Source organism: Luteimonas composti (genome assembly GCF_042678665.1).
Lineage (GTDB): Bacteria > Pseudomonadota > Gammaproteobacteria > Xanthomonadales > Xanthomonadaceae > Luteimonas > Luteimonas composti.
Genome location: NZ_JBHTKU010000004.1, coordinates 307,791 through 322,724, shown reverse-complemented (window position 1 = coordinate 322,724; position 14,934 = coordinate 307,791). Strand labels below are relative to the sequence as shown.

The following is a 14,934-nucleotide window of genomic DNA, read 5'->3' as shown; positions in this document are numbered from 1 at the left end:
CAATACGGGCGGGTCCGGACCTGCTAAAGATCCTGCTCGTACCGAACGTACGGTACCGCACCTTCATCGTTCGTCTCGCCATTCGGGGAGAACGGATTGCGGCCGCGGGTGACCACGTTCTCCGCGCCCACCGTAAGCTGGCCGCTCCACGGGGTGCGCCAAGTGACACCCAGACCGAGGCCCTCGAAGCGGGGCTGGCCGGGGGTTTCGATGACGCGGCCGATGACGTTGGCGCTGAAGGCGCCGTAACCACCGCCGATGGAGAGGCTCTTGCCGCTCCACTGGTCGCTGATGTCGGCCGGCGCCTCGGCGTAGGGGATCAGGGTGGCCTTGGCCACGGTACCGGCGATGGTCACGTAAGCTGCATCGCCGATGTTCTTCTGGGCGAAGACGGTCAGGTCGTTGAGGTCCAGCTGGGGATTGCCGCTGGCGCCGCCGCGGGTCATCCAGGCGGGAAGGTTCTGGCTGCCCTGGCCGAGGCTCACGCCGAAACCGCCGCCCGGGCGGTGGAACGCGGCCGTGGCGCTGCCGCCGCGGCCGCCCTCGTTCTCGTCGAGCGAGGCGAGCTGGCAGTTGTCGGCCAGACTGCTGACGGCGCTGAACACGCCGCTGCGCTGGTTGCACAGCAGGGCAAGCGAACTGCCGGCCTGCAGGCCGAAGCTCCGGTCGAGCGAGTCGTTGCCCGGGCGCCAGCGGGCGCCGGCGCGGTTGGCGGAGGTGGGTTCCAGAAGCAGGTACGCCTGCACCTTGCCGCTGCTGTGGTCGACCACCGGAAGCACCGCCTGCTCGCGCTTGACCTGCGCGTGCGCGCTCGCCGCCAGGCCAAGGGCCAGCAGCAGTGCGGTCAGCAGTCGGGCGGGGTGGCGTGCCATGGAGTGCTATCGACCCGCTTCGGCGGCGGGAGTTCCCTCTCTATGCGGATGTGGAGCCTAGCGCGTTTATGTTTATTTAACAATCCCACTGCCACAGGTTTCCTGCACGGTTACTGAACGCGCTCAGGGGCCTCCGTGTCAACCCTGTCGTCGGCCAGTACGGCCTCGACCTCGGCCGCGTCGAAGGCGTAGCGCTCGCCGCAGAACTCGCAGCGGATCCGGGCGGCACCGTCGATGACCGCCGCGCGCGCCTCGTCAGCGCCGAGCGAACGCAGCATGCCGGCCACGCGCTCGCGCGAGCAGGAGCAGCCGAACGCCAGGGCGCGGCCGCCCAACTGCTGCACGCCTTCTTCGTGGAACAGGCGCACCAGCAAGGTGTCGGCGGCGGTGGCCAGCAGTTCGTCGGGACCGAGGGTGTCGAACAGGGCGCCAGCCCGGGCCCAGCCGTCGGCATCGCCCTCGTCGCCGGGCAGCTTCTGCAGCAGCAGGCCGGCGGCCCGGGTGTCGTCGGCGGCCAGCAGCAGGCGCGTGGGCAACTGCTCGGACTGGCGGAAATAATCCTCGAAGGCGCCCGCCAGCGAATCGGACTCCAGCGGCACCAGGCCCTGGTAGCGGGCCGGGTCGCGGCCGCGAAGGCCGGGATTCTCGATGGTGATGGCGAGGATCGCGCCTTCGCCCAGTCCGCGCAGGTCGCGGGACACCGGGGTCGTATCGTCCTCGGCCAGCTGGGCGATCGCGCGCAGGGTGCCCGCGGCCGTGCACTCGGCGAACAGGGTGCGCACGCGGGCCTGGCCGCGCAGCTGCACCGACAGCCGGCCCTCGACCTTGGCGTGGCCGGTGAACAGGGCGGAGGCGGCGACGGCTTCGCCCAGCAGTTCGGACACCGCCGCGGGATAGTCGTCGCGGCTGCGGATACGCTGCCAGGCCTCCTGCAGGTGCACGTGCACGCCGCGCACGCCAGCGCCGGGAAGGAGGAAGCGGGTCAGCCGGTCGGGGCCGGCGGCGGGGTGGGGGTCGGTCATCGGTTCGCTTCCAGCCTGCGCTGCGTGGTCGAATAGTGGCGACGCGGATGTCGCGTCGAAGTCGAGATTGGGGCGAACAGAAGATGGCGCAAGCCTTGCCTACCGGCCAGCCGTCCGCGACCGGCCGCCGTCCGCGCCGCCGGTGGCTGCGGCGCCTGCTGTGGCTGCCGGTCTGGCTGCTGCTGTTCACCGTGCTGCAGGTGGCCGTGCTGCGGTTCGTGGATCCGCCGTTTTCCGCGTTCATGGCGATCCGCCAGGTCGAGGCCTGGGCACAGGGCGATGGCGGGTTCCGCGTGGCCTATCGCTGGCGCGACCTGGAGCGGATGGCCCCGTCCCTGCCGGTGGCGCTGATCGCGGCCGAGGACCAGAACTTCGCGAGCCACTCGGGCTTCGACTTCAAGGCCATCGAGCAGGCGCGCAAGCGCAACGAGCAGGGCGGCAGGCTGCGCGGCGGCAGCACCATCAGCCAGCAGGTGGCCAAGAACCTGTTCCTCTGGCAGGGCAGCGGCCGGCTTTCGCGCTGGGTGCGCAAGGGCGTCGAGGCCTGGTACACGGTGCTGATCGAACTGATGTGGCCGAAGCGCCGCATCCTCGAGGTCTATGCCAACGTGGCCGAGTTCGGCGATGGCGTGTATGGCGCGCAGGCCGCGGCGCGCAGCTTTTTCGGCCGAGACGCGGATGCGCTCGGCGCCGCGCAGAGCGCGCGCCTGGCGGCGGTGCTGCCAAGCCCGCGTCGCTACAGCGCGGCCCGCCCCGGACCCTATGTGCAGCGGCGCACCGTCGCGATCGAGCGCAACATGCGGCAGATCGGGGGCGCGGCCTATGTCGATGCACTGGACTGAGCCGGGCGGACGCGCGCGCGGTGCCGGCCCTGCCACCGGCATTACGCCGGTCTCGGATACGATGCACGCATGGACCAGGAACTGCTGACTGTCGTCATCGCGGCGCGCGACGAGGCCGAGGCGCTGCCGCTGCTGCACCTGCGCCTGGCGCGCGTGCTTGACGACCTCTCGGCGGACGGCGTGCAGGGCCGGGTGCTGTATGTGGACGACGGCAGCCGCGACGGCACCTGGGACGTGATGCGCGGCCTGGCCAACGGCGACCGGCGCGTGGCGCTGCTGCGGCTGTCGCGCAACTTCGGCAAGGAGGCCGCGCTCACCGCGGGCCTGGACCAGGTCACCGAGGGCGCGGCGATCATCCTAGATGCCGATGGCCAGGACCCGCCGGAGCTGATCCCCCGGTTCGTCGCGCTCTGGCGCGAGGGCTACGACGACGTTTACGGCATGCGCGAGCAGCGCGAAGGCGAAGGCTGGATCAAGCGGGCGAGCGCGCACGCCTTCTATCGCGTGATCCAGCGCCTGTCCAAGACGCCGATCCCGACCGATACCGGCGACTTCCGGCTGCTCTCGCCACGCGCGCTGGCCGCGCTGCGCCAGCTGCGCGAGCGCCACCGTTTCATGAAGGGCCTGTTCGGCTGGATCGGCTACAACCGCATCGCCTTGCCCTACCGGCGCGAGGCTCGGGTGGCCGGGCGCACGAAGTTCAACCTGTGGAAGCTGTGGAACTTCGCCCTGGAGGGCATCACCAGCTTCTCCACCGCGCCGCTGCGGCTGGCGACCTATGCCGGGCTGGCGGTGGCGCTGCTCGCCTTCGTCTACGCGCTGGTGATCGTGGCCAAGGCGCTGCTGTACGGCGACCGGGTCGCGGGCTGGCCGACGATGATGGTGGTGATCCTGTTCCTGGGCGGCGTGCAGCTCGTCGCGCTGGGGCTGATCGGCGAATACCTGGGCCGGCTGTACGAAGAATCCAAGCAGCGGCCGCTGTACCTGGTCGACGACTGGCGTCCCACCGCCAGCGGAGTATCCTCGGACGCATCGGAGCCACCGGGAGGGAAGCGCCATGCGTACGGTGCGGCAACTGCTGGAAGCCAAGACGCCTGACCTGTTCGCGGTCGCGCCCGATGCCCCCGTGATCGACGCGATCCGCCTGATGGCGGTCAAGGGGATCGGTGCGGTGCTGGTGATGGACGGTTCGCGACTGGCCGGGATCCTGTCCGAGCGCGACTACGCGCGCAAGATCGTGCTGGAAGGCCGCTCGTCCAAGGACACGCCGGTCAGCGCGATCATGACCCGGGAAGTCGTCACCGTCGGGCCCGACCACGTCGTGCCGGCCTGCATGCAGATCGTGACCCGGAACCGCATCCGCCACCTGCCAGTGGTGGAGCGCGGAGAGGTGGTGGGCATGATCTCGATCGGCGACCTGGTCGCCGCGGTGATCGAGGACCAGCAGCACGAACTGGACCAGCTGCAGCGCTACATCGCCGGCTGATCTTCAGCGTTGGATAGCGTGGTGGACGGGCATCCTGAACCGGCTGCGGACCGCCTCGCCGCCCGCGTCGCAGGCTTGAAGCGCCAGTACTGCAGTGCCAACAGCGCATGGGCGCATATCTTTTCGTCCGCGTCAGGATTCGGACTCGGTGAAGGATCGCTGGCGCGGCCGTCGGGATCGATCCGGAAGCTGATGCTGCAACTGCTGGTCCTCCCCGCAAGAAGCCGACTCGCGGGATAGATCGGCAAAAAAGGCCTGCAGTACGCGCGGCGGCTCGTTGTAGCGATCCGGGGACTGTCGCTGGAGTGCGGCATTGGGTTGCCCGATCCTGAACCTCTTGTGCGGGGTCGCCTCACGGGGGACTGGGCCGATGCGACCGATGCGAAGGCCGCGAGCGAGACGACGGGAGCGGTGGCGCGACGGAACACGTCGATTCCCCTGGCAGGCGACCGCGCAGGCAGTGCGGCGCATCCGCGTCTACTTCGCGTATTCGCCGCCGCAGTTGCTGTCTTCGCCCGGTCCGAGTTCGAGGGTGGCCAGCAGCGCGGCGGGCGGCGCGATGCTGCCCAGCGCCAGGGCGATCGCGCCGCGCAGGCCCAGGCGCGCGAAATCCGGGCGGAAGCTGGGGTCGGCGAAGGTGCCGCCCACGTGCAGAGGCGAGCGCAGCGCGAGGATGCTGCGGTCCTTGGGCCGCGGCCGCAGCTCGAGGTCCAGCGTTTCCTCGCCCAGGTCGATCGTGCCGCGGCCGACGATGATGGTGTCGGTGGTATCGAAGGCGAGCGCGCGCGCGTCCATGACCCCCCGCTTCACTCCGAAGTCGGCGAAGGCGCAGCGCACCGGCACCTTGCGGTCCTTGCCGATGAGGTATTTCACCGCTTCGTAGATGTCGATGCCGGCCAGTTCGACCAGCAGGTTGCTGATTTCGCCGCGGCCCATGCCCACTGCCACGTCGCCATCGGCCGAGCCGAGCATTGCCGCGACCGAGTTGCCGGTGCCGGCCAGGGTGAAGCTGCCCCCCAGCCGACCCACGGTGTCCTTGGCCAGCGCGACGTCCGGGAACAGCTGCGCCAGCTCCACCCGGCGCAGCTCGGCCTTGACCTGGGTATGGATGGTGTCGCGCCGCGCGTCCATCCGCACGTCGGAGCGGATGTCGCCCCCGGCCACGCCGAAGTTCAGCGGCGCCAGGCGCAGCAGCCCGGCGTCGAGCAGCAGGTGCGCGTCCATGTCGTCGATCGGCAGGCCGGGCGAGTTGATGCGTCGTGCGCGCAGGCGCACGTCCGCATCCATCGACCGCAGCTTGCCCAGCTCGTAGGGCCGCGACGGCAGGACCTTGCCCTCGGCCCGCTGTTTCGCGGCCTGGCGCTCGAGTTCCGGGTCGAGCTGCTCGCCCTCCGGATCCGGCGCGCCGCCGACGAAGCCGGCGAGGTCGTCGAAGTCGAGGCGGTCCGAGACCAGGTCGGCCTTGAAGAACAGGCGCTCGCCGCCGGTGGTCACCGCTGCCGATCCGCCCAGGTCGCTCTGCCCGACCTTGCCGGTGAACGTGTCGTAATGCCAGGTGCGGCCGTCGCGGGTCAGGCGGCCGTCGATGGAATAGGGCGGGGAATCCGGCAACGCCAGCCCGAGCAGGGGATACAGGTGGGCGAGGTTTCGGCCGGCCAGCGCGAACTGCAGGTCGAAGTCGCGCAGGCGGAACGGATCGGTGAGGCTGCCGCGCGCGTGCGCGCGTGTCGCTCCGGCGCGTGCGCGCAGGTCGAGGTGGAAGGGGCGTTCGGTGTCCTGCAGTTCCAGCGGCGATTCGGCCGTCCCTTCCAGGCTGAATTCGTTGCCGCTCCAGGCGCCGCTGCCCTCCAGTGCCACCGACGGGGGCGCCCCGGGTTTCGTCGCCTCCCGGCTGGCCAGGCGGATGTCGATGTCAGTACGGGTGCGGGCATCGGCGAACCGCAGGCGGCCGTCGTCAATCCACAGCCGCCGCAGCTGCAGAGGCTCCCCGTCGTCGTCGTCCTCGAAGCCGAAGTCCCAGTTGCCCGGGCCGCCTTCCGGGTTGGACTGCAGGCGAACGTCCGGCGCCACCAGCCGCAATTCCGGCAGGCGCACGCGGCCGAGCAGCAGCGGCCAGGACTCGACCTGCAGCACGAGCCGCCGGGCGCTGGCCATCTCCGGATCTTCCGCCCACCCGGGATTTCCCAGCCGCAGTCCGTCGGCGGTCACGGTGGTGACGCGTCCAAGGTCCACGTCCAGATCGCCCCCGATATCGAACTCGCGGCCGGTGCGCGCCTCGACCAGCCGCTCCACGGGCCCGCGGAACCAGTTCCAGTCCCACAGCAGGACCAGCAGCACGATGGCCGCGCACACCGCGCCGACGATTCCCAGCGTGCGGCGGGACGGCCGGGTGTGCAGGCGTGGGAGGCGAGGGCGGAAGCGGAGGCGGGCGCGCATGCCCTGCAGGCTTGCGCGGCGCGCGTCACACTGGCGCGAAGGCGCGGTGCGGATTCAGTTTCGCGAAGCGCGCATCAAGCGGCGGACGCGACCTGGGCGAACACCGCGACGTAATGGCAGACGCTGCCGGCGATGCAGAACAGGTGCCAGATGGCGTGCGCGTAGGGAATCGATTCGCGGTGGTAGAAGAACGTGCCCAGCGTGTAGAACACGCCGCCGCCGATCAGCCAGCCGAAGGTCCAGCCGTCGAGCGTGGCCATCACCGGCTTGATCGCGACCAGCACCAGCCAGCCCATGGCCACGTAGACCAGGGTCGAAAGGCGCTTGAAGCGGCCGGTGTAGAACAGCTTGAACACCACGCCGGCCAGCGCAAGGGTCCAGATCGCGAAGAACAGGCTCCAGCCCCAGGGACCGCGCAGGCCGATCAGGGTGAACGGCGTGTAGGTGCCGGCGATCAGCAGGTAGATCGCGCAGTGGTCGAAGACCTTGAGCCGACCCTTGGCGACCGGATGCTGGATCGAGTGGTAAAGGGTCGAAGCCAGGTAGAGCAGCAGCAGGGTGACGCCGAAGACGATGGCCGCGCCGAGCTGCCAGCCGTCGCCGTGGATCGCGGCCAGGGTGATCAGCACCGCGCCGCCGGCCAGCGCGGCGGCGGCGCCGAAGCCATGGGTGAGGGCGCTGGCGATCTCGTCGCGGAGATGCGACAGGCGCGCGGCCCGGCGCCGCGCGCGCGTTTCCCGGAACTCGCTGTGGGGAGTGCTCACGCCCCGTACGTTACCGCATGTCGGTGGACCCGGCGTCGAGGCCGGCCGGTCCGGAGGATTCCGGGCCACGGCGTGGCCCACCGGTCACTCAGTCGGTCCGCACCGCGTGCGCGTGTTCGCGGGTGGCCATGAAGCGGATCGCCGGCGAGCGCTCCTCCGCCAGCTGCAGGTTGACCCGGGTGGGCGCCAGGTAGACCAGCTCGCCCGCGGCATCGATCGCCAGGTTGAGCGCGTGCTTGTCGCGGAACTCCTCGAGCTTCTTCTCGTCCTCGCACTTCACCCAGCGCGCGGTCGCGACCTGGACCGGCTCGAAGATCGCGTCGACGCCGTACTCGTCCTTGAGCCGGTAGGCGACCACGTCGAACTGCAGCACGCCCACGGCACCCAGGACCAGGTCGTTGCTCATCAGCGGGCGGAAGAACTGGGTCGCGCCTTCCTCCGACAGCTGGGCCAGGCCCTTCTGCAACTGCTTGAGCTTGAGCGGATCGCGCAGGCGGGCGCGGCGGAACAGCTCGGGCGCGAAGTTGGGGATGCCGGTGAAGCCCAGCGCCTCGCCCTCGGTGAAGGTGTCGCCGATGGAGATGGTGCCGTGGTTGTGGATGCCGATGACATCGCCCGGCCAGGCTTCGGCGGCGATCTCGCGGTCGCTGGCCATGAAGGTCAGCGCGTTGGCCAGCTTCACTTCCTTGCCGCTGCGCACGTGGAAGGCCTTCATGCCGGCGCTGAAGCGGCCCGAGCACACGCGCATGAACGCCACGCGGTCGCGGTGCTGTGGATCCATGTTGGCCTGGATCTTGAACACGAAGCCGGTCAGCTTGTCTTCCTGCGGGGCCACGTCGCGCCCGGTGGTCGCGCGCGGTCGCGGCGAAGGCGCGTGCTCGACGAAGAAGTCGAGCAGCGGCTGCACGCCGAAGTTGTTCACGCCCGAGCCGAAGAACACCGGCGTCTGCTTGCCGTCCAGGTAGGCCTGCTTGTCGAAGGGATGGCTGGCGCCCTGCACCAGTTCGAGTTCCTCGCGCAGGTTGGCCAGCATCTCGCCGCCGATCTTCTGCTCCAGCCCCGGGGCGTCGAGCGAGGGGAAGATGGTCGAGTCCTGGCGGGTGAAGTTGCGGCCCTGTTCGTACAGGTGCACTTCGCCCGTGACCAGGTGCACCACGCCCTTCAGGCGCTGGCCCATGCCGATCGGCCAGGTCACCGGGGCGCACTGGATGCCGAGCACGCTCTCGACCTCGTCCAGCAGGTCGATCGGGTCCTTGCCCTCGCGGTCGAGCTTGTTGATGAAGGTCATGATCGGGGTGTCGCGCATGCGGCACACCTCCATCAGCTTGATGGTCCGCTCCTCCACGCCCTTGGCCACGTCGATCACCATCAGCGCGCTGTCCACCGCGGTGAGCACGCGGTAGGTGTCCTCGCCGAAGTCGGCGTGGCCGGGGGTGTCGAGCAGGTTGACGATGCGGCCCTCGTAGGGGAACTGCATCACCGACGACGTCACCGAGATGCCACGCTCCTTCTCCAGCGCCATCCAGTCGGAAGTGGCGTGGCGCGAGGTCTTGCGCGACTTGACCGAACCGGCCATCTGGATCGCGCCGCCGAACAGCAGCAGCTTCTCGGTCAGCGTGGTCTTGCCCGCGTCGGGGTGGGAGATGATGGCGAAGGTGCGGCGGCGCGCGGCTTCGGTGGAAACGTCGGGCATGGCGTGCCCCGCCGCGGTGGCGCCGGGGTAGGTGCGGAAAGCCGCGAATTATACGCGGGGCGGTTCCAGGCCGCGGCCCGGCGCGACCGGTCTCGGCCTCACCCCTCCGGGGGTTCGCCGAAGCGCAGGATCCCGTGCGGGCCGAACATGCGGAACGGCACCGATTCCAGGCGCATGCCGCGATTGGCGTGGACCACGAAATGCAGGTGCGGCGCGCTGCTCAGGCCGGTATTGCCCGAGCGGCCGATGGCTTGGCCGCGATGCACGCGCTGGCCCACGCGGACCAGCACCCCGCCGGCCTGCAGGTGGGCGTACAGCGCCATGGTGCCGTCGTCGTGGAGCACCCGGATGAAGTTGGCCCGCGTCAGCAGCGTTGCCTCGTCCTCGCCGGCGGCGGCTTCGTCGAAACCGGATTCGGCCTGCATCACCACGCCATCGCGCGCGGCCACCACGGGGGTACCGACCGGCGCGGCGAAATCCACGGCATGGCGGTTTTCCGCGTCGCCGTGGCTGTAGGCCCCGCCCCAGGCCTGCTGCACGCGCAGCGGTGAAGAAGGCAGGGGCCAGGCGTATTCCACGTCGCGCGGCCGCGCGTTCGGCGAACCGGGGACCGCGATCACCGACAGGCGCGGATTGCCGCCGCGGATGCGCGCAAGCAGGGCGCCCGAATGCGGCGGCACGCTGGCGCGCGCGGGCAGGGCCGGTTCGCTGAGGACGGCGCCGCGTCCCTCGGCCAGCAGCATCACCTCGATCGGACCGGCCAGCAGGTTGTCGACCCAGGCCGCCGCGCCATCGGCGTCGGGCTCGACGCGCAGGCGGGCCACCGCCGCGGCTTCGACCGGCGCCGCGACGCGCTCGGCGGCGGAGATGCCGGGATCGACGCGATCGGCGTAATGGACGCGGCCCTGGGCGTCGGTCCAGCGATAGACGTCGGCCGCCTGGGTCGCGCCGGCCAGCACCAGCGCCACGGCCACCGCCGGCAGGCGCCGGCTCATTGCAGGCAGGCCGGATCCAGGTCGAGCGCCCGGGCCACGTCGCCCAGGTCGAACGCGGCGACGGCGCGGTCGCTGTGCACGGCGAACAGCGCCCCTTGCGGAAAACGCGCGGTCGGCGCGGCGTGCAGGGCCACGCCGTCGGTCCAGGCGGTCACCTGGCCGCTGAAGGCGCCCCGCGGCGCCAGGCTCTCGCGGTCGAACACGCGGAACACGGTGAACGGCCGCAGCTGGTCGGCCACGATCCAGTAGCCGGTGTCGGCCGTGCAGGCCCACAGCGCGATGCCCTCGGGCTCGGCGAGGAACGATCCGGGCGGAACACCGCCGCCGGTGAAGTGGCCACCCAGCGTGTATTCGCGCAGCGCGGTGCCGTGGCGCATGTCCTCGTCGGCCACCAGCAGGCGGTCGTGCGCCGGGTCGCCCATCAGCGATTCGACGATGCGCAGCGCGGTGTCGGGCGCGGTGTCGCCGAACGCGCCGATCGCGTCCGGGCGCGGCTGGCCGTCCGGCGCGATGTCGATGCGGAAGCGGCGCACGCGCTGGCCCAGCTGCTCCAGCGGCGGCACCGTCCGGAAGTCCGCGCCGTCCATGAAACTGTCGGTCACGTAGACCTGCAGTTCCCCGGGCCGGGCCTCGTACGCCCACAGGCCATAGGGGCTGCGCAGGTCCTGGCCGAAGCTGCCCAGCGAGCGGAAGCCGGGGAGGGACAGCATCTGCACGCGCCGGTTGTCGCGCTCGGACACCAGCAGCAGGTCGCCGTACACGAACACGCCGTTGGGACGCAGGAATTGCCCGTCGGCCGTGCCGCGCTGGCCGACGCTGCGCAGCTGCTCGCCGCTGTCGGCGTCGAACACCACCAGTTCGTGGGTGTTCTTGGCCGTGGCGATCAGCCAGACGGCGCCGTCCTCGGTGGGCCAGGTGGCGAGCGAATCGAGTTCGTCGTCCGGGTTTTCCTGGCTTACGTAGCGCTCGGGGACGGTGACGGCCTCGGCCGGGCGCGCGAGGGCGGCCCCGGAGGCGGCGGGGGTGGCAGGCGGACGCGGCGTCGCGCAGGCGGCCAGCACCAGGGCCGCCAGGAAGGGGAGGGCAATGCGCATGGACGGATTATCGCCGCAAGCCTTGCCGAATCGGAATATCGCTTCATCGGCATGAAGCGATTGACAAGCGCCCCGGGGGCTGGCAACCTGCGTCCATCCATCGAGACCGGCTGAGGGACAGGCCCGAAGACGCCGGGGCAACCTGATGGGAGCGGCCGCAAGGCCGGCTCCATCGCGGTGCCAAGTCCTGCGGGGACCTGAGCGTCCACCGGAAGATGGTTGTGCGCCGCCCGCCCAGGGTGGATGCGCATCTGGCCGGCCCAGCCGGCGCCTTCCGATCCCCGCAAGCCTCGTTGGCCGTCCTTTCCACCGGATAGCGCCATGGGTCTTGTCCACGCCACCGCCAGCCACTGCCCGTCGCCCCTGGCGGCCGCGGCGGACCTGCGCCTGCCCGACGCTCCGGCCTCCGGCCCGCGCCGCGGCGTGCTCGAACTGGGCCTGTCGCTGCGCCATGCGGGGCCGCGTCCGGTGCGGATCGCCTGGGAACTCGACGGCCCGGCCGACGCCCCGGTGGTGTTCGTGGCCGGCGGCATCTCCGCCCACCGCCACGCCGCGGCCAACGCCCTGTTCCCGGAAGCGGGCTGGGCCAACGACCTGGTCGGCGCGGGCCGCACCCTGGATCCGGCGCGCTGGCGCATCCTCGGCGTCGACTACCTGGGCGCGGACGGCCGCATCGACGCGCCGATCGACACCGCCGACCAGGCCGATGCCGTGGCTGCGGTGCTCGACGCGCTCGGCATCGATGCCCTGCGTGCCTTCGTCGGCTATTCCTACGGTGCGCTGGTCGGGCTCCAGTTCGCCATCCGCCACCCGCGCCGGCTGGATCGTCTGGTCGCGGTCAGCGGCGCGCATCGCGCGCATCCCTACGCGGCGGCCTGGCGCGCGCTGCAGCGCAAGGCGGTGGCGCTGGGCCAGCTGCAGTGCGCCGACGTGCAGGGCCTGTCGCTGGCGCGCCAGTTCGCGATGCTCAGCTACCGCACGCCCGAGGAATTCGAGGAGCGCTTCGACGCCCCGCCCGAGGTGGTCAACGGCCGCGTGCGCGTCGCCGCCGAGGACTACCTCGATGCCGCCGGCGCGCGCTTCGTCGCCCGCACCCCGGTCAACGCCTGGCTGCGCCTGTCCGAATCGATCGACCTGCACCGCATCGATCCCGCGCAGGTGACGGTGCCCACCCTGGTGGTGGCTGTGGAAGGCGACCGCCTGGTGCCGCTGTCCGATTCGGTGGCGCTGGTCGAAGCCCTCGGCACGCCGGGGCAGTTGCGCGTGCTGCGCTCGGCCTATGGCCACGACGCCTTCCTGAAGGAAACCGACCGCATCGACGGCATCCTCGCCGCCGCGCTGCGCAACCCTGGAGACTCCGCATGACCGCCATCCCCACGTCCGTTGCCGGCCCCGCGGCCTGTCGACCGGCCACCAGCGCGGTGCGCGCCGGCATCGATCGCGACAGCGCCTTCGGCGCGGTCACGCCGCCGATCGTGCTGTCGAGCAATTTCAGCTTCGAAGGCTTCGGCCACAAGCGCGAGTACGACTACACCCGCAGCGGCAATCCCACCCGCGACCTGCTGGGCGAGGCGCTGGCCGAACTCGAAGGCGGCGCCGGCGGCGTGGTCACCGCGACCGGCATGGGTGCCATCACGCTCGTGCTCAATGCGCTGTTGTCGCCGGGCGAGAAGCTGGTGGTGCCGCACGACGCCTACGGCGGCAGCTGGCGCCTGTTCAACGCGCTGGCGGGCAAGGGGCATTTCGAACTGATCACGGCCGATCTCACCGATCCGCGTTCGCTGGCCGCCGCGCTCGCGCAGTCGCCGAAGCTGGTGCTGATCGAGACCCCGTCCAACCCGCTGCTGCGCGTGACCGACCTGCGTTTCGTGATCGAGGCCGCGCATCGCGCCGGCGCGCTGGCGGTGGTGGACAACACCTTCCTCTCGCCCGCGCTGCAGACGCCGATCGCCTTCGGCGCCGACGTGGTGCTGCATTCGACCACCAAGTACGTCAACGGCCATAGCGACGTGGTCGGCGGTGCGGTGGTGGCGGCGACGGCCGAACTGCACGAGCGGTTCACCTGGTGGGCCAACGCGCTGGGCATCACCGGTTCGCCGTTCGACAGTTTCCTCACCCTGCGCGGCCTGCGTACGCTGGACGCGCGCCTGCGCGTGCACCAGGAGAACGCGCAGGCCATCGCCGCGCAGCTGGAGGCGCACCCGGCCGTGGCCAGGGTGCATTACCCGGGCCTGGCCTCGCATCCGGGCCACGCGCTGGCCGCACGCCAGCAGAAGGGCTTCGGCGCGATGCTGTCGCTGGAGCTCGACGGCGGCGTCGACGCGGTCCGCGCCTTCGTCGACGGCCTGCGCCACTTCACCCTGGCCGAGTCGCTGGGCGGCGTGGAAAGCCTGGTCGCGCATCCGGCCTCCATGACCCATGCGGCGATGACGCCCGAGGCGCGCGCCGCGGCGGGCATCCCGGACGGGCTGGTGCGGCTGTCGGTGGGCATCGAGGACGGCGCGGACCTGCAGGCCGACCTGGCCGCTGCGCTGGACCGTGCGCTCGCCTTCGCCACCAGCGCCGCCAGCCTTCGGGTGGACGCATGAGCACGGTGACGCCCTTGCGCCCCGCCGCACCCCCGCGCACCGGCCGCGTCGCCCTGCTCGGCACCGGCGTGGTCGGCAGCGCCGTGGTCGAACGTTACCGGCAGCTGCGCGTGCGCGGCGTGCCGCTGCCGCCCTTCGCCTGGCTGAGCAACTCGCGCGTGCAGGTCGCCGCCGGCGACTGCCTGGAGACGGCAATCGCACAGGCCCGCTCGGCGCCGCGCTCGGGCGGCCCCGTCCCGCCCTGGGCCGAAGGCGAGTCGCTGGCGCGCGGCGACATCGTCATCGACGCCACCGCCAGCGACACCGTCGCCGGCTGGCATCCGGAATGGCTGCTGCGCGGCATCCACGTGGTCACCGCGAACAAGCTCGGCAATGGCGGCGACCTGGCGCGTGCGCAGGCGATCGTCGAGGCTCAGCGCGAAGGCGCGCGCTACGGGGATTCGGCCACGGTCGGCGCCGGCCTGCCGCTGCTGCGCCTGATTCGCGAGCTGGTCGCCGGCGGCGACCGCATCCACGCCGTCGAGGGCGTCCTGTCCGGCTCGCTGGCCTGGCTGCTGTCGCGCTACGACGACACCCGCCCGTTCTCCGATCTCGTCCGCGAGGCGCGCGACGCCGGCTACGCCGAACCCGACCCGCGCCAGGACCTCTCGGGCGAGGACGTGCGCCGCAAGCTGCTGATCCTCGCCCGCGCCTCGGGCCTGCCGCTGGAGGCGCGCGAGATCCGGGTGTCGTCGCTGGTGCCCGATGCATTGCGCGATGCGGCGCCGGAGGCGGTCGATGCGCAGCTGGCGGCGCTGGACGCGCCGCTGCGCGAGCGCTTCCTCAACGCCTACCGCAACGACGCGCGGCTGTGTTTCGTGGGCCGCTTCGACGCCGAGCGCGGCGCCAGCGTCGGCCTGCGGGCGTTGCCGCTGTCGCATCCGCTGGCCAGCGGCCACGGTACCGACAACCGCGCGGCGATCTTCAGCGACCGCTACAGCGACCAGCCGCTGGTGGTGCAGGGGCCGGGCGCCGGCGCACGGGTCACCGCGGCCGCGCTTCTGGACGACGTGCTGCGGATCTGGACGGCGCGCTGACCCTGCCGCGGCGGCCGGCGCCGCCGCGCCCTGATGCGTGCTCGACGGCAGGCATGCATCATGCAC

13 protein-coding genes and 1 riboswitch are annotated in these 14,934 nt (G+C 71.4%); of the genes, 6 read left to right on the top strand and 7 right to left on the bottom strand.

What is annotated here, in order from left to right; all coding sequences use genetic code 11:
- Nucleotides 1–23 precede the first annotated feature (23 nt).
- Nucleotides 24–836 (bottom strand): XOO1806 family protein, encoded by an 813-nt coding sequence (locus ACFQ2D_RS13550; RefSeq protein ID WP_386795697.1) that lies wholly within the window; start codon nt 834–836, stop codon nt 24–26.
- A 146-nt stretch (nt 837–982) separates the two neighbouring features.
- A complete protein-coding gene (gene hslO / locus ACFQ2D_RS13545; protein WP_280942590.1) occupies nt 983–1,894 on the bottom strand; it encodes an Hsp33 family molecular chaperone HslO in 912 nt (303 codons plus the stop codon).
- Nucleotides 1,895–1,977: 83 nt separating this feature from the next.
- On the opposite strand from hslO, the gene mtgA reads away from it, so the two are divergent.
- The 3 genes from mtgA (at nt 1,978) to ACFQ2D_RS13530 (ending at nt 4,222) form a co-directional block, all read left to right on the top strand.
- On the top strand, nt 1,978–2,736 hold the full coding sequence (gene mtgA / locus ACFQ2D_RS13540; protein ID WP_280942591.1) for a monofunctional biosynthetic peptidoglycan transglycosylase: 759 nt from the start codon (nt 1,978–1,980) through the stop codon (nt 2,734–2,736).
- Between the two features lie 69 nt (nt 2,737–2,805).
- A complete protein-coding gene (locus ACFQ2D_RS13535; protein WP_280942593.1) occupies nt 2,806–3,834 on the top strand; it encodes a glycosyltransferase family 2 protein in 1,029 nt (342 codons plus the stop codon).
- Nucleotides 3,794–4,222: a CBS domain-containing protein gene (locus ACFQ2D_RS13530; protein ID WP_280942594.1), complete on the top strand. Its 429-nt coding sequence runs from the start codon at nt 3,794–3,796 to the stop codon at nt 4,220–4,222. Before ACFQ2D_RS13535 ends, ACFQ2D_RS13530 begins: the two co-directional genes overlap by 41 nt.
- A 477-nt stretch (nt 4,223–4,699) precedes the next feature.
- Here ACFQ2D_RS13530 and ACFQ2D_RS13525 read toward each other — a convergent pair whose 3' ends face one another.
- The 5 genes from ACFQ2D_RS13525 to ACFQ2D_RS13505 all read right to left on the bottom strand — a co-directional run bounded on the left by ACFQ2D_RS13525 (nt 4,700) and on the right by ACFQ2D_RS13505 (nt 11,204).
- Complete coding sequence (locus ACFQ2D_RS13525; protein WP_280942595.1) at nt 4,700–6,658, bottom strand: AsmA family protein; 1,959 nt, start codon at nt 6,656–6,658, stop codon at nt 4,700–4,702.
- Nucleotides 6,659–6,732: 74 nt separating this feature from the next.
- A complete protein-coding gene (gene trhA / locus ACFQ2D_RS13520) occupies nt 6,733–7,365 on the bottom strand; it encodes a PAQR family membrane homeostasis protein TrhA (RefSeq protein ID WP_280942671.1) in 633 nt (210 codons plus the stop codon).
- 145 nt (nt 7,366–7,510) lie between these two features.
- Entirely contained in the window at nt 7,511–9,115 is a 1,605-nt protein-coding gene (locus ACFQ2D_RS13515) for a peptide chain release factor 3 (RefSeq protein ID WP_280942596.1), read from the bottom strand.
- Between the two features lie 98 nt (nt 9,116–9,213).
- Nucleotides 9,214–10,110, bottom strand: coding sequence for a M23 family metallopeptidase (locus ACFQ2D_RS13510; protein WP_280942597.1), 897 nt, complete (start codon nt 10,108–10,110; stop codon nt 9,214–9,216).
- On the bottom strand, nt 10,107–11,204 hold the full coding sequence (locus tag ACFQ2D_RS13505; protein ID WP_280942598.1) for a phytase: 1,098 nt from the start codon (nt 11,202–11,204) through the stop codon (nt 10,107–10,109). The genes ACFQ2D_RS13510 and ACFQ2D_RS13505 overlap by 4 nt, the downstream gene beginning before the upstream one ends.
- Nucleotides 11,205–11,298: 94 nt before the next feature.
- Nucleotides 11,299–11,426, top strand: a riboswitch (SAM riboswitch).
- 99 nt (nt 11,427–11,525) lie between these two features.
- Here ACFQ2D_RS13505 and metX point away from each other — a divergent pair.
- The 3 genes from metX to ACFQ2D_RS13490 are packed head-to-tail and all read left to right on the top strand — an operon-like array spanning nt 11,526 to nt 14,868.
- Nucleotides 11,526–12,569: a homoserine O-succinyltransferase MetX gene (metX, locus tag ACFQ2D_RS13500; protein WP_280942599.1), complete on the top strand. Its 1,044-nt coding sequence runs from the start codon at nt 11,526–11,528 to the stop codon at nt 12,567–12,569.
- Nucleotides 12,566–13,792, top strand: coding sequence for an O-succinylhomoserine (thiol)-lyase (locus ACFQ2D_RS13495; protein WP_280942600.1), 1,227 nt, complete (start codon nt 12,566–12,568; stop codon nt 13,790–13,792). The genes metX and ACFQ2D_RS13495 overlap by 4 nt, the downstream gene beginning before the upstream one ends.
- Nucleotides 13,789–14,868: a homoserine dehydrogenase gene (locus tag ACFQ2D_RS13490; RefSeq protein ID WP_280942601.1), complete on the top strand. Its 1,080-nt coding sequence runs from the start codon at nt 13,789–13,791 to the stop codon at nt 14,866–14,868. The genes ACFQ2D_RS13495 and ACFQ2D_RS13490 overlap by 4 nt, the downstream gene beginning before the upstream one ends.
- Nucleotides 14,869–14,934: the final 66 nt, after the last annotated feature.

What these genes read in the sequence shown, in the direction of transcription:
- ACFQ2D_RS13510 (WP_280942597.1), bottom strand. Translation starts at nt 10,110, where the DNA reads ATGAGCCGGCGCCTGCCGGCGGTGGCCGTGGCGCTGGTGCTGGCCGGC.
- ACFQ2D_RS13525 (WP_280942595.1), bottom strand. Translation starts at nt 6,658, where the DNA reads ATGCGCGCCCGCCTCCGCTTCCGCCCTCGCCTCCCACGCCTGCACACC.
- ACFQ2D_RS13515 (WP_280942596.1), bottom strand. Translation starts at nt 9,115, where the DNA reads ATGCCCGACGTTTCCACCGAAGCCGCGCGCCGCCGCACCTTCGCCATC.
- metX (WP_280942599.1), top strand. Translation starts at nt 11,526, where the DNA reads ATGGGTCTTGTCCACGCCACCGCCAGCCACTGCCCGTCGCCCCTGGCG.
- ACFQ2D_RS13495 (WP_280942600.1), top strand. Translation starts at nt 12,566, where the DNA reads ATGACCGCCATCCCCACGTCCGTTGCCGGCCCCGCGGCCTGTCGACCG.
- ACFQ2D_RS13530 (WP_280942594.1), top strand. Translation starts at nt 3,794, where the DNA reads ATGCGTACGGTGCGGCAACTGCTGGAAGCCAAGACGCCTGACCTGTTC.
- hslO (WP_280942590.1), bottom strand. Translation starts at nt 1,894, where the DNA reads ATGACCGACCCCCACCCCGCCGCCGGCCCCGACCGGCTGACCCGCTTC.
- ACFQ2D_RS13490 (WP_280942601.1), top strand. Translation starts at nt 13,789, where the DNA reads ATGAGCACGGTGACGCCCTTGCGCCCCGCCGCACCCCCGCGCACCGGC.
- ACFQ2D_RS13505 (WP_280942598.1), bottom strand. Translation starts at nt 11,204, where the DNA reads ATGCGCATTGCCCTCCCCTTCCTGGCGGCCCTGGTGCTGGCCGCCTGC.
- ACFQ2D_RS13535 (WP_280942593.1), top strand. Translation starts at nt 2,806, where the DNA reads ATGGACCAGGAACTGCTGACTGTCGTCATCGCGGCGCGCGACGAGGCC.
- mtgA (WP_280942591.1), top strand. Translation starts at nt 1,978, where the DNA reads ATGGCGCAAGCCTTGCCTACCGGCCAGCCGTCCGCGACCGGCCGCCGT.